The 12,884-nt window shown below is 70.0% G+C and carries 11 protein-coding genes; 10 read left to right on the top strand and 1 reads right to left on the bottom strand.

Going from position 1 to position 12,884, the window contains the following annotated elements; genetic code table 11:
* The 9 genes from ABZ070_RS29875 to ABZ070_RS29835 form a co-directional block, all read left to right on the top strand.
* Positions 1–1,043 (top strand): putative peptidoglycan glycosyltransferase FtsW (locus tag ABZ070_RS29875; protein WP_356638468.1); only part of this gene is annotated, 1,043 nt, incomplete at its 5' end.
* A 6-nt stretch (positions 1,044–1,049) separates the two neighbouring features.
* Positions 1,050–2,144: an undecaprenyldiphospho-muramoylpentapeptide beta-N-acetylglucosaminyltransferase gene (murG, locus tag ABZ070_RS29870; RefSeq protein ID WP_356638467.1), complete on the top strand. Its 1,095-nt coding sequence runs from the start codon at positions 1,050–1,052 to the stop codon at positions 2,142–2,144.
* Positions 2,145–2,157: 13 nt separating this feature from the next.
* On the top strand, positions 2,158–2,973 hold the full coding sequence (locus ABZ070_RS29865) for an FtsQ-type POTRA domain-containing protein (RefSeq protein WP_356638466.1): 816 nt from the start codon (positions 2,158–2,160) through the stop codon (positions 2,971–2,973).
* Positions 2,974–3,258: 285 nt separating this feature from the next.
* Positions 3,259–4,467 (top strand): cell division protein FtsZ, encoded by a 1,209-nt coding sequence (ftsZ, locus tag ABZ070_RS29860; RefSeq protein ID WP_356638465.1) that lies wholly within the window; start codon positions 3,259–3,261, stop codon positions 4,465–4,467.
* Positions 4,464–5,213 carry a peptidoglycan editing factor PgeF gene (pgeF, locus tag ABZ070_RS29855; protein WP_356638464.1) on the top strand — a complete coding sequence of 250 codons (750 nt, stop codon included), beginning with the start codon at positions 4,464–4,466 and terminating at the stop codon, positions 5,211–5,213. The genes ftsZ and pgeF overlap by 4 nt, the downstream gene beginning before the upstream one ends.
* Entirely contained in the window at positions 5,210–5,929 is a 720-nt protein-coding gene (locus ABZ070_RS29850; protein WP_356638463.1) for a YggS family pyridoxal phosphate-dependent enzyme, read from the top strand. Before pgeF ends, ABZ070_RS29850 begins: the two co-directional genes overlap by 4 nt.
* 124 nt (positions 5,930–6,053) lie before the next feature.
* Positions 6,054–6,659 carry a cell division protein SepF gene (gene sepF, locus ABZ070_RS29845; protein ID WP_356638462.1) on the top strand — a complete coding sequence of 202 codons (606 nt, stop codon included), beginning with the start codon at positions 6,054–6,056 and terminating at the stop codon, positions 6,657–6,659.
* 70 nt (positions 6,660–6,729) lie between these two features.
* Positions 6,730–7,026 (top strand): YggT family protein, encoded by a 297-nt coding sequence (locus tag ABZ070_RS29840; RefSeq protein WP_177148724.1) that lies wholly within the window; start codon positions 6,730–6,732, stop codon positions 7,024–7,026.
* A gap of 49 nt (positions 7,027–7,075) precedes the next feature.
* Entirely contained in the window at positions 7,076–8,167 is a 1,092-nt protein-coding gene (locus tag ABZ070_RS29835; RefSeq protein WP_356638461.1) for a DivIVA domain-containing protein, read from the top strand.
* 377 nt (positions 8,168–8,544) lie between these two features.
* Here the strand turns inward: ABZ070_RS29835 and ileS are convergent, their stop codons facing one another.
* Positions 8,545–11,709 carry an isoleucine--tRNA ligase gene (ileS, locus tag ABZ070_RS29830; RefSeq protein ID WP_356638459.1) on the bottom strand — a complete coding sequence of 1,055 codons (3,165 nt, stop codon included), beginning with the start codon at positions 11,707–11,709 and terminating at the stop codon, positions 8,545–8,547.
* 552 nt (positions 11,710–12,261) lie between these two features.
* On the opposite strand from ileS, the gene ABZ070_RS29825 reads away from it, so the two are divergent.
* Positions 12,262–12,879 carry a hypothetical protein gene (locus tag ABZ070_RS29825; protein WP_356638458.1) on the top strand — a complete coding sequence of 206 codons (618 nt, stop codon included), beginning with the start codon at positions 12,262–12,264 and terminating at the stop codon, positions 12,877–12,879.
* Positions 12,880–12,884: the final 5 nt, after the last annotated feature.

Below are 12,884 nucleotides of genomic sequence, written 5' to 3'. Positions count from 1 at the left end.
ACAGGGCACACGGCGACGCAGGTCGCGTCGCTGCAGCAGGTCTGCGTGATGGCGTAGGGCATGTCGTCCGCTCAGCTCGGCTCGGATCGCGTCGTTTCCTGATGGTCCTGGTCCAGGTCCCGGGGATAGGGCACGCGGTCAACGGCAACCAGAACTGGATCTACCTCGGCGGTCCGTTCCAGCTCCAGCCCAGCGAGTTCGGCAAGCTGGCGCTCATCCTGTGGGGCGCGGACCTGCTCGCCCGCAAGCAGGACCGGCGGCTGCTGACCCAGTGGAAGCACCTGCTGGTGCCGCTCGTCCCCATCGCCTTCCTCCTCCTCGGCCTGATCATGCTCGGCGGCGACATGGGCACGGCGATCATCCTGACCGCCATCCTGTTCGGACTGCTGTGGCTGGCCGGAGCGCCCACCCGGCTCTTCGCGGGGGTCCTCGGCATCGCCGGTTTCGTGGGTCTGCTGCTCATCAGGACCAACGAGAACCGGATGTCCCGGCTGTCCTGCATCGGCGCCATCGACCTCGGTCCGGAAGGCGAGTGCTGGCAGGCTGTGCACGGCATCTATGCTCTTGCCTCTGGCGGATGGTTCGGTTCCGGCCTCGGAGCAAGTGTGGAAAAATGGGGCCAACTACCCGAACCGCACACCGACTTCATCTTCGCCATCGCCGGGGAGGAACTGGGCCTGGCGGGGACGCTGTCGGTGCTCGCCCTGTTCGCGGCTCTAGGCTATGCGGGTATCCGCGTCGCCGGACGCACGGAGGACCCCTTCGTGAGGTACGCGGCGGGAGGCGTCACCACGTGGATCACGGCCCAGGCCATGGTCAACATCGGTGCGGTGCTCGGTCTGCTGCCGATCGCCGGCGTCCCGCTGCCGCTGTTCTCCTACGGGGGGTCCGCGCTGCTGCCGACGATGTTCGCCGTCGGGCTGCTGATCGCCTTCGCGCGAGAGGATCCCGCGGCGAAGGCGGCCCTGGCCGTGCGGAGGCCCGGGGTGAGATGGAAGACGATGAGACGGCGCGTCAAGAAGCGTCCGTCCGGAGAGCGGTGAATTTCGGTGCATGTCGTACTCGCCGGTGGGGGGACCGCCGGCCACATCGAGCCCGCGCTCGCCCTCGCGGACGCCCTGCGCAGGCAGGACCCATCCGTGGGCATCACGGCCCTCGGTACGGAGCGGGGCCTGGAGACCAGGCTCGTGCCCGAGCGGGGCTACGAGCTGGCCCTCATCCCCGCCGTACCGCTGCCACGTAAGCCGACCCCCGAGCTGATCACGGTCCCCGGGCGGCTCCGCGGCACCATCAAGGCCGCCGAGCAGATCCTGGAGCGCACCAAGGCCGACTGCGTCGTCGGCTTCGGCGGTTATGTCGCCCTGCCCGGCTATCTGGCCGCCAAGCGCCTCGGCGTGCCGATCGTCGTCCACGAGGCCAACGCCCGTCCCGGCCTCGCCAACAAGATCGGCTCGCGGTACGCCGCGGGGGTCGCCGTCGCCACGCCGGACAGCAAGCTGCGCAACTCCCGCTACATCGGCATCCCGCTGCGCCACACCATCGCGACGCTCGACCGCGCCCGGGTCCGCCCCGAGGCGCGCGCGGCCTTCGGTCTCGACCCCAACCTGCCGACGCTGCTGGTCTCGGGCGGCTCGCAGGGCGCCCGCCGCCTCAACGAGGTGATCCAGCAGATCGCCCCGGTGCTCCAGCGCTCGGGCATCCAGATCCTGCACGCGGTCGGACCGAAGAACGAGCTGCCACGCGTGGACAACATGCCCGGTATGCCGCCCTATGTGCCGGTACCGTACGTGGACCGGATGGATCTCGCGTACGCCGCGGCCGACATGATGCTCTGCCGCGCGGGCGCGATGACCGTCGCCGAACTCTCCGCCGTGGGACTGCCCGCCGCCTACGTACCGCTGCCGATCGGCAATGGTGAACAGCGGCTCAACGCCCAGCCGGTGGTGAAGGCCGGCGGTGGGCTGCTGGTCGACGACGCGGAACTGACCCCCGAGTGGGTCCAGGGCAACGTCCTTCCGGTGCTCGCCGATCCCCACCGGTTGTACGAGATGTCCCGTGCGGCCGCCGAGTTCGGCCGCAGGGACGCCGACGAACTGCTCGTCGGCATGGTGTACGAGGCGATTGCGGCACGCCGCCAGGCGTGAGAAGGCAGGGAGCGTGGCCGGACCGACCACCGCGGAGCGTGGTTCGCTGGGGCCCAAGGGCGGCCCCGGCGAACCCGGCGGCAAGGTCCGCCCGCCCCGCAAGGGCCCTGCGGCCGAGCGGTTCCGGCGGCCCGGCACCCGCTCCCTGTTGATCGCTTTCGGCGCCCTGATCGCCGTCGCCGGTGTGATCTGGCTGCTCTATGGTTCCGCGTGGCTGCGGGCCGAACACGTCGAGACCACCGGCACCGAGGTGCTCACGCCGCGCGAGGTCGAGACCGTTGCGGCCGTCCCCCTCGGGGCGCCGCTCATCTCGGTCGACACCGACGCCATCGAGGCCAGGCTGCGGCGGGAACTGCCGCGCATCGACTCGGTGGAGGTCGAGCGGTCCTGGCCGCACGGGATCGAACTGGCCGTGACGGAGCGAAAGCCGGTCCTGCTGCTGGAAAAGGGTGCAAAGTTCGTCGAAGTGGACGCGGAGAGCGTCCAATTCGCCACGGTCGCCACGGCGCCGAAGGGTGTTCCCCTGCTGGGGTTGGAAGTTGACGGATCGGCGAGCCTGAACCGTTTCGGCGCCGACCGGCTTGTCGCGGAGGCGGTCCGCGTCAGGAGCGAACTCCCCACAAAGGTCGCAGCCGACCTGAAGAGCATGAAAGTAGTCTCATATGACTACATTTCCCTGGAGTTGAGCGGCGGCCGCCGCGTCGTGTGGGGGAGTCCGGAGGCGGGCGAGGCGAAGGCCCGTGCGCTCACAGCACTCATGAAAGCAGCTCCCAAAGCCGGGCACTTCGACGTGAGCGCCCCCAGCGCCCCTGCCGTATCGGGGAGTTGACGCTCATCTGTGCTGGCCAGCACCCTGGTTGGTCATTGCTGTGCGTGATCACATAGGGTGAAAAGAAAAACGGGAGGTTCGGCGTGTTCGTTGAACGGGCGCCACTTGTCGACTTAGTGTCCTGTTCGGAAGAGTCCAGGGAACAGACACACTGGTAACCCTAAACTTCAGAGTTAGGGTTCGGGTCGGCAGCCGGGCTGGTCGGGCCGTCCCAATTCGACATCAGTCGTCGCAGCGCGGTCCCGCGAAGCGACGACACGTAACTCGAGGCGAGAGGCCTTCGACGTGGCAGCACCGCAGAACTACCTCGCAGTCATCAAGGTCATCGGTGTCGGCGGCGGTGGTGTCAATGCCATCAACCGAATGATCGAGGTCGGTCTCAAGGGCGTCGAGTTCATCGCTATCAACACGGACGCGCAGGCGCTGTTGATGAGCGACGCCGACGTCAAGCTCGACGTCGGCCGCGAACTCACCCGTGGCCTCGGCGCCGGAGCGAATCCGGCAGTCGGTCGCAAGGCGGCAGAGGACCACCGCGAGGAGATCGAGGAGGTCCTCAAGGGGGCCGACATGGTCTTCGTCACCGCCGGAGAAGGCGGCGGCACCGGCACCGGCGGCGCACCCGTCGTCGCCAACATCGCCCGCTCGCTGGGCGCCCTGACGATCGGCGTGGTCACCCGTCCGTTCACCTTCGAGGGCCGGCGCCGGGCGAACCAGGCGGAGGACGGCATCGCCGAGCTCCGCGAAGAGGTCGACACCCTCATCGTCATCCCCAACGACCGCCTGCTGTCCATCTCCGACCGTCAGGTCAGTGTGCTGGACGCGTTCAAGTCCGCGGACCAGGTGCTGCTGTCGGGTGTCCAGGGCATCACCGACCTCATCACGACCCCGGGTCTGATCAACCTCGACTTCGCCGACGTCAAGTCCGTGATGTCGGAGGCAGGCTCGGCCCTCATGGGCATCGGCTCGGCGCGTGGCGACGACCGTGCGGTAGCCGCGGCGGAGATGGCGATCTCCTCGCCGCTGCTCGAGGCGTCGATCGACGGCGCCCGCGGTGTGCTGCTCTCCATCTCCGGCGGTTCGGACCTCGGTCTCTTCGAGATCAACGAAGCCGCCCAGCTGGTGAGCGAGGCCGCCCACCCCGAGGCGAACATCATCTTCGGCGCGGTCATCGACGATGCGCTCGGCGACGAGGTGCGGGTCACCGTCATCGCGGCCGGCTTCGACGGCGGCCAGCCGCCGACCCGCCGGGAGAACGTGATCGGTTCCGCCTCGAACAAGCGCGAGGAGCAGTCCTCGGCTCCGGCGCGGAGCAACGACGGCTCCCGTTCCACCGGCGGGCTCGGCACCGTGCCCGTCCGCGAGGAGCCCGCGTCCCCCGAGCCGGCGCCGATCGCCAGTGAGCTCGGGTCGTCCGGCCCGGCCCAGGTACCGCCGGCCCGCCCCTACCCGGACAGCCAGGCCGAAGAGCTGGATGTCCCGGATTTCCTGAAGTGACAGTGCGGCACGACGCGATACACGAGAGCGGCGCGCACTTCGCCTTCACCGACAGGTGGGGCGGGGTGAGCGCCGTTCCGTACGAGGAGCTGAACCTCGGCGGCGCCGTCGGCGACGACCCCGAGGCCGTGCTGGCCAACCGGTCGATCGCCGCCAAGTCCCTGGGGCTGGACCCGGGGGCGGTGGTCTGGATGAACCAGGTCCACGGCCGGGACGTGGCCGTGGTCGACGGTCCGTGGGGGGATTCGCCCGGCGCGGCCGTCGACGGTGTGGTCACCGCACGGCGCGGTCTGGCTCTCGCCGTGCTCACCGCCGACTGCACCCCCGTCCTGTTCGCCGATCCCGTCGCCGGGGTGGTGGGCGCGGCGCACGCCGGCCGTCCCGGCATGATCGCGGGCATCGTGCCGGCCACGGTCGAGGCGATGAAGGCACTCGGCGCGCAGCCGGAACGCATCATCGCCCGTACCGGACCCGCCGTTTGCGGTCGCTGTTACGAAGTTCCCGAGCAAATGCGGTCCGAAGTGGCAGCGGTCGAGCCGGCCGCCTGGTCGGAGACGAGCTGGGGCACCCCGGCCGTCGACGTCACGGCCGGGGTGCACGCCCAGCTCGAGGCGCTCGGGGTGCGCGACCGGCGGCAGTCGGCGGTCTGCACACTCGAATCGCGCGACCACTACTCGTACCGCCGCGACCGCACGACCGGGCGGCTCGCCGGATACGTCTGGCTGGAGGACCGGGAAACCCCATGACCGACCGCAGAACCGAACTCGCCGCAAATCTCGCGGCGGTGGAGGAACGTATCTCCGCCGCGTGCGCGGCCGCGGGTCGAGGGCGTGACGAGGTGACCCTCATTGTGGTCACCAAGACCTATCCGGCGAGCGATGTGCGCATCCTCCATGAACTCGGTGTGCGTCATGTAGCGGAGAACCGTGATCAGGACGCGGCCCCCAAGGCCGCGGCATGCGCGGATCTGAATCTCCACTGGCATTTCGTCGGCCAGTTGCAGACCAATAAGGTCCGTTCTGTCGCGAGTTATGCCGATGTGGTGCAGTCGGTCGACCGGCGCAAGCTCGTTTCCGCCCTCTCCACCGCCGCGGTGCGCGCCGAGCGGGAGCTGGGCTGTCTGATCCAGGTCGCCCTGGACGCCGAGTCCGGCCGGCAGGGCGACCGGGGCGGCGTCGCGCCGGACGGTATCGAGGAGTTGGCGGCGGCCGTCGCCGGCTCACCAGGACTGCGGCTCGACGGTCTGATGACTGTCGCGCCGCTCGCCGGACCGTACGCGGGACGGCAACAGGCGGCGTTCGAGCGGCTGATGGAATTCGCATCAAGCCTGCGCGCGGCTCATCCGACTGCGAACATGGTGTCAGCAGGGATGAGTGCGGACCTCGAGCAGGCCGTGGCGGCCGGAGCGACACATGTGCGCGTCGGTACGGCGGTACTCGGAGTCCGACCCCGGCTCGGGTAACGTCGCGAAGCAAGTCGGACCACAGTAGAAAATATGGTCATTCCCGCCCAAGGCGGGCGGACCGAGTGGATCGCGGGCACTTGGTGACGAATGCCGATCCACCACAGAGCGGAGGACTCAGAGAATGGCCGGCGCGATGCGCAAGATGGCGGTCTACCTCGGCCTCGTGGAGGACGATGGGTACGACGGCCGGGGCTTCGACCCCGATGACGACTTCGAACCCGAGCCGGAGCCCGAGCGGGATCACCGGCGGCACCAGCCCCCCCGCCAGATGGAGCGCGAGGAGCCGGTGCGAGTGCCGGCGCCGCCCGCCCCGCGTGAGCCGGTCGCCCTGCCTGTCGACAGTGGCCGTCCGGCACGGATCGCCCCCGTGGCATCCATCACACCTGAACGCCCGAGCATGGAGAAGAGCGCACCGGTGATCATGCCCAAGGTCGTGTCCGAGCGGGAGCCCTACCGCATCACCACACTGCATCCGCGGACCTACAACGAGGCCCGTACCATCGGGGAACACTTCCGCGAGGGCACCCCGGTGATCATGAACCTCACGGAGATGGACGACACCGATGCGAAGCGACTTGTCGACTTTGCCGCGGGACTCGTCTTCGGTCTCCATGGCAGCATTGAGCGAGTGACGCAGAAGGTGTTCCTGTTGTCGCCTGCTAACGTCGATGTCACGGCGGAAGACAAGGCCCGCATCGCAGAGGGCGGGTTCTTCAACCAGAGCTGAGAAACGACACCGGGAACGACCCGGCCGTAGGGCCGGCTGAGATGGGATCCAGGGGAGAGGGAAGCGCGGGATGAGCGTCGCACTACAGGTGGTCTACATCGCGCTGATGTGCTTCCTTGTCGTCCTGATCTTCCGGCTCGTCATGGACTACGTCTTTCAGTTCGCCCGTTCATGGCAACCCGGCAAGGCGATGGTGGTCGTTCTGGAGGCCACCTACACTGTCACCGATCCACCGCTCAAGCTTTTGCGGCGATTCATCCCGCCGTTGCGTCTCGGGGGCGTGGCACTCGACCTGTCCTTCTTCGTTCTGATGATCATCGTCTACATCCTGATCTCCATCGTTCGTGGAGTGGGGAACTCGATGTGAGCGATACGGTCCTGCCGACTGCCGACGACTACGTAGAGGTGAAGAAGAGATGCCGCTGACTCCCGAGGACGTGCGGAACAAGCAGTTCACGACCGTCCGCCTCCGAGAAGGCTATGACGAGGACGAGGTCGATGCCTTCCTCGACGAGGTCGAGTCCGAGCTGACCCGTCTGCTCCGTGAGAACGAGGACCTGCGCGCGAAGCTGGCCGCGGCGACCCGTGCGGCCGCCCAGAACCAGCAGCAGGGCATGCGTAAACCTCCGGAGCCGCAGGACGGCCGTGGCCCGGGCGGTCCCGGTGCCCCCGTCCCCGCCGCCATATCCGGACCGCCGGTCCAGCAGCAGCCCCCGCAGATGGGTCCGCCCCAGCTGCCCGGTGGTGCGCCGCAGCTGCCTGCCGGTCCGAGCCACGGGGGCCCGCAGGGCGGCCCGATGGGCCCCGGCCCGATGCAGGGCGGTCCCATGGGCGGCCCGATGGGTGGCCCCATGGGCGGTCACGGCGGCCCGCAGGGTCCCGGTCCGATGGGTCAGGGCCCCGGCGGTGACAGCGCCGCGCGCGTCCTGTCCCTTGCCCAGCAGACCGCCGACCAGGCGATCGCCGAGGCCCGTTCCGAGGCCAACAAGATCGTCGGCGAGGCGCGCTCGCGCGCCGAGGGCCTGGAGCGGGACGCCCGCGCCAAGGCCGACGCCCTCGAGCGGGACGCGCAGGAGAAGCACCGCGTCGCGATGGGCTCCCTCGAGTCCGCGCGCGCCACGCTGGAGCGCAAGGTCGAGGACCTGCGGGGCTTCGAGCGCGAGTACCGCACGCGTCTGAAGTCGTACCTGGAGAGCCAGCTGCGCCAGCTGGAGACCCAGGCCGACGACTCGCTGGCCCCGCCGCGTACCCCGGCGGCCGCGTCGCTGCCGCCGTCCCCGGCGCCGTCCATGGCTCCGGCCGGCGCGAGCGCCCCGTCCTACGGTGGCGGCCAGACGATGGGCGGCCACGGCGGCCCCTCGCAGGGCGGCCCGTCGTACGGCGGCCAGCAGCAGATGTCACCGGCGATGACCCAGCCGATGGCGCCGGTGCGGCCGCAGGCGCCGCAGCCGATGCAGCAGGCGCCTTCGCCGATGCGGGGCTTCCTGATCGACGAGGACGACAACTGACGGGGACGCGCGCGCAGCGCGCGTAGCCGTCGGCAGACTGCGGGGCCGGGCCCGGGGTGCGAATGCACTCCGGGCCCGGCCTTTTGCGTGGAGGCGGGGGCGCGTGGGTGCGGGGGTGTTCGGCCCCGCGTGGCTGCTCCCCTCCCGCCCCTTCCCCAACCGGTCTCCGCCCGGACCCGTACCGCGCTCCGCGCGGCGCCCTCGATCTCCCCCTACGGCCTGCGGCCGTGGGTGGGGGATTCCACGCCGCCAGGCGTAGGGAGGAGTGCCCCGGACGGGCTGCGGTTGCCCCTTGGGCACGGGAAGGGGCGGGGAGGGGAAAAGCGACCGGGCCCGGCCACCTGCGTGGCCGGGCCCGGGGCGGGGCGGGGGTGCCGTTATGCCTTGCGGAGGCGGAAGGCCAGGGACAGGCCCTCGTCCGTGAACGGGTCGCCGTACGATCCGTCCGCCTCGCCGTTCGCGAAGTCCGTCGCGAGGACCTCGTCCGCGATCAGGGACGCGTGGTCCGTGAGGGCCGACGTCACCTCCGGGTCCGTCGAGGACCAGCGGAGCGCGATCCGGTCGGCGACGTCGAGGCCGCTGTTCTTGCGGGCCTCCTGGATCAGGCGGATCGCGTCACGGGCCAGACCGGCCCGCCGCAGCTCCGGCGTGATCTCGAGATCCAGTGCGACCGTCGCGCCCGAGTCGGACGCCACGGACCAGCCCTCGCGGGGCGTCTCCGTGATGATGACCTCCTCCGGCGACAGCGTGATCGTCTCGCCGTTGACCTCGAGGGACGCCTCGCCCGAGCGCAGGGCCAGGGAGAGCGCCGCGGCATCGGCGGCGGCGACCGCCTTCGCCACGTCCTGGACGCCCTTGCCGAAGCGCTTGCCCAGCGCACGGAAGTTCGCCTTCGCGGTCGTGTCGACGAGCGAGCCGCCGACCTCCGAGAGGGAGGCGAGCGAGGAGACGTTCAGCTCCTCCGTGATCTGCGCCTGGAGCTCTTCCGAGAGCGCGGAGAAGCCGGACGCGGCCACCAGCGCGCGCGACAGCGGCTGACGGGTCTTGACGCCCGACTCCGCGCGCGTCGCGCGTCCCAGCTCGACCAGGCGGCGCACCAGCGCCATCTGGGACGAGAGCGTCGGGTCGATCGCGTCCAGATCGGCCACCGGCCAGGAGGAGAGGTGGACGGACTCGGGGGCGTCCGGCGCGACGGGCACGACCAGGTCCTGCCAGACCCGTTCGGTGATGAACGGGGTCAGCGGGGCCATCAGCCGCGTGACGGTCTCGACCACGTCGTGCAGCGTCCGCAGCGCCGCCGCGTCGCCCTGCCAGAAGCGGCGGCGAGACCGGCGCACGTACCAGTTCGACAGGTCGTCGACGAAGGCGGAGAGCAGCTTGCCGGCGCGCTGGGTGTCGTACGCCTCCATGGCCTGCGTGACCTGGTCCACGAGCGCGTGCAGCTCGGAGAGCAGCCAGCGGTCCAGGACCGTGCGCTCGGCCGGCGCCGGGTCGGACGCCGAGGGGGCCCAGCCGGACGTACGGGCGTACAGGGCCTGGAAGGCGACCGTGTTCCAGTACGTCAGCAGCGTCTTGCGCACGACCTCCTGGATGGTGCCGTGGCCCACGCGCCGCGCCGCCCACGGGGAGCCGCCGGCCGCCATGAACCAGCGGACCGCGTCCGCGCCGTGCTGGTCCATCAGCGGGATGGGCTGGAGGATGTTGCCCAGGTGCTTGGACATCTTGCGGCCGTCCTCGGCGAGGATGTGGCCGAGGCAGACCACGTTCTCGTACGAGGACTTGTCGAAGACCAGCGTGCCGACGGCCATCAGCGTGTAGAACCAGCCGCGGGTCTGGTCGATCGCCTCCGAGATGAACTGCGCCGGGTAGCGCTTCTCGAAGATCTCCTTGTTCTTGTACGGGTAGCCCCACTGCGCGAACGGCATCGAGCCCGAGTCGTACCAGGCGTCGATGACCTCCGGCACACGCGTCGCGGTACCGGAGCACTGCGGGCAGGCGAAGGTGACCTCGTCGATGAACGGGCGGTGCGGGTCGAGGCCCGACTGGTCGGTGCCGGTCAGCTCCGTCAGCTCGGCGAGCGAGCCCACGCAGGTGAGGTGGTCCTCCTCGCAGCGCCAGATCGGCAGCGGGGTGCCCCAGTAGCGGTTGCGGGAGAGCGCCCAGTCGATGTTGTTGTTGAGCCAGTCCCCGTAGCGGCCCTGCTTGACCGAGTCGGGGAACCAGTTGGTGGCCTCGTTCTCCGCGAGCAGCCGGTCCTTGACCGCGGTGGTGCGGATGTACCAGGACGGCTGCGCGTAGTACAGCAGCGCGGTGTGGCAGCGCCAGCAGTGCGGATAACTGTGCTCGTACGGGATGTGCTTGAAGAGCAGACCGCGCGCCTGGAGGTCTGCGGTCAGTGCCTCGTCGGCCTTCTTGAAGAAGACGCCGCCGACCAGCGGGACGCCCTCCTCGAAGGTGCCGTCGGGGCGTACCGGGTTGACGACGGGCAGGCCGTAGGAGCGGCAGACCTTGAGGTCGTCCTCACCGAAGGCGGGGGACTGGTGGACCAGGCCCGTACCGTCCTCGGTGGTCACGTAGTCGGCGTTGACGACGTAGTGCGCCTCAGCCTGCCCGTCGGTTCCCTCGCTGACGCTCGGGAACTCGACCAGCTCGAACGGGCGCTGGTAGCTCCAGCGCTCCATCTGCGCACCGGTGAACGTCTGCCCGGTCGCCTCCCATCCTTCGCCGAGTGCCTTCTCCAGCAGCGGCTCGGCGACGACCAGCTTCTCCTCGCCGTTCGTCGCGACGACATAGGTGACCGACGGGTGGGTGGCGACCGCTGTGTTGGACACCAGGGTCCATGGCGTCGTCGTCCACACCAGCAGCGCCGCCTCGCCGGCCAGCGGGCCGCTCGTCAGCGGGAAGCGCACGAAGACGGACGGGTCGACGACCGTCTCGTAGCCCTGGGCGAGCTCGTGGTCCGACAGGCCGGTGCCGCAGCGCGGGCACCAGGGGGCGACGCGGTGGTCCTGTACCAGCAGGCCCTTGTTGAAGATCTCCTTCAGCGACCACCACACCGACTGGATGTAGTCCGGGTCCATGGTGCGGTACGGGTCGTCGAGGTCGGTCCAGTACCCCATGCGCGTCGTCAGCTCGGCGAACGCGTCCGTGTGCCGGGTCACCGACTCGCGGCACTTGGCGTTGAACTCGGCGATGCCGTACGCCTCGATGTCCTTCTTGCCGGAGAAGCCGAGCTCCTTCTCGACGGCGAGCTCGACCGGCAGACCGTGGCAGTCCCAGCCGGCCTTGCGGCCCACGTGGTACCCGCGCATCGTGCGGAAGCGCGGGAAGACGTCCTTGAAGACGCGGGCCTCGATGTGGTGAGCGCCGGGCATGCCGTTCGCCGTGGGCGGGCCCTCGTAGAACACCCACTCGGGGCGGCCCTCGGACTGCTCCAGGCTTTTGGCGAAGATCTTGCTCTCGCGCCAGAAGTCGAGCACGGCGTGCTCGAGCGCGGGCAGGTCTACCTGGGCGGGTACCTGACGGTACTGCGGCGGCGTCATCGGCGGTCTCCTCCGGCGGGACTGTTCGTCGGTCCGTCGGAGGGACGAGAGCGCCGACGCTGCGCGGCTCCCGCGGTACCACCCTCCTTGGCGGTGCACAGGACACCGCCCCCTCATTGAGGTCGCGACGCCGGTTCTACCGGCCGCGGAAGTCCGCGGCTTTCTTCCGGCGGCTCCGGGGTGATGCTTCACGCCGCGCTCGCCCCCGGGCTCTCACCGTCCCCGGGTCGCTCATGGCTGCGTACGACGCTACTGGTCCCCATCCACGCCTTTCGCTGCGCCCAGTGTAAGGGCCCGTAAGGGGAGCGGCCGACCGGTTTTGCCCCGTGCCGCCGTTGACCCGAATGGCCACACGGGGCGCGGCCGGGGTGTTGTGCGGCGCGGGGGGCGGATTACCCGGCGGAGAGCTGGGCACAACGGATGCAGGTTCGACTTCTCGCAGCCCGGGACGGGTCCGACCGGCGGCGTGCCCCGTTGCCGCGGCGCTGGGGTCGATTTATCGTCCCAGCACGATTCGCGAGCAAGATCACAATATGTGAAGGGGCCGCGGCCATGGTGGCGAAGAAGACTGCCGAGAAGACGGCGTCCGCGCGTGCCGCCACCGCGGTAGCGACTGAGCGGAAGCCCGCCTCGACAACCACACCCCGAAAGACCGCGAGTAAGGAGTCCGCCACGAAGCCGGCGCGGAAACAGTCGTCGGCCACCGTGGACGCGGTCGACAAGGGAGCGGCGGGCAAGGACCGGATCTCCGGGAAGAGAGTCCCGGCCACCAAGGAGACGCCGGCCCACAAGAAGACCGCCGCCAACGACGCGTCCGGCGTCGAAGCCGCGCCGGGAAAGGCCGCTTCCAGGAAAGCGGCCGTCACCAAGGCGGCGGCCAGGAAGGCCGCTGCCAAGGAGGCGGCCGCAGGTGCGCCGGCGTCCACGAAGGCCGCGCCCCACCGGGCGGCACGCAAGCAGACCAAGCCGGGAGACAAGGCCACGGTCGACGAGACGGTCGTCACCGAATCGGCAGACGCGACAGCGGCCGTCACCGGCCGCGCCGCCAAGAAGGCGGCGGCCGTCACCGAGGCGGCGGCCCAGAAGGCCGCCGCCGGCAAAAGGGGGCGGCGCGCCCCGAACGGGGGCGGGTCGAGGCGGCCTTGCGCCGCGCGGGCGACGAACGGCTGAGGATA

It is taken from the genome of Streptomyces sp. NPDC006283, from assembly GCF_040613325.1.
Lineage (GTDB): Bacteria > Actinomycetota > Actinomycetes > Streptomycetales > Streptomycetaceae > Streptomyces.
Note: the sequence above shows the minus strand (reverse complement) of the source record. Positions and strands in the feature narration are given on the sequence as shown.

Bases quoted from the DNA above. Each gene is read 5' to 3' on its own strand.
- ABZ070_RS29850 (WP_356638463.1), top strand. From the start codon at position 5,210: ATGACCGACCGCAGAACCGAACTCGCCGCAAATCTCGCGGCGGTGGAG.
- sepF (WP_356638462.1), top strand. From the start codon at position 6,054: ATGGCCGGCGCGATGCGCAAGATGGCGGTCTACCTCGGCCTCGTGGAG.
- ABZ070_RS29840 (WP_177148724.1), top strand. From the start codon at position 6,730: ATGAGCGTCGCACTACAGGTGGTCTACATCGCGCTGATGTGCTTCCTT.
- ABZ070_RS29835 (WP_356638461.1), top strand. From the start codon at position 7,076: ATGCCGCTGACTCCCGAGGACGTGCGGAACAAGCAGTTCACGACCGTC.
- ileS (WP_356638459.1), bottom strand. From the start codon at position 11,709: ATGACGCCGCCGCAGTACCGTCAGGTACCCGCCCAGGTAGACCTGCCC.
- ABZ070_RS29825 (WP_356638458.1), top strand. From the start codon at position 12,262: ATGGTGGCGAAGAAGACTGCCGAGAAGACGGCGTCCGCGCGTGCCGCC.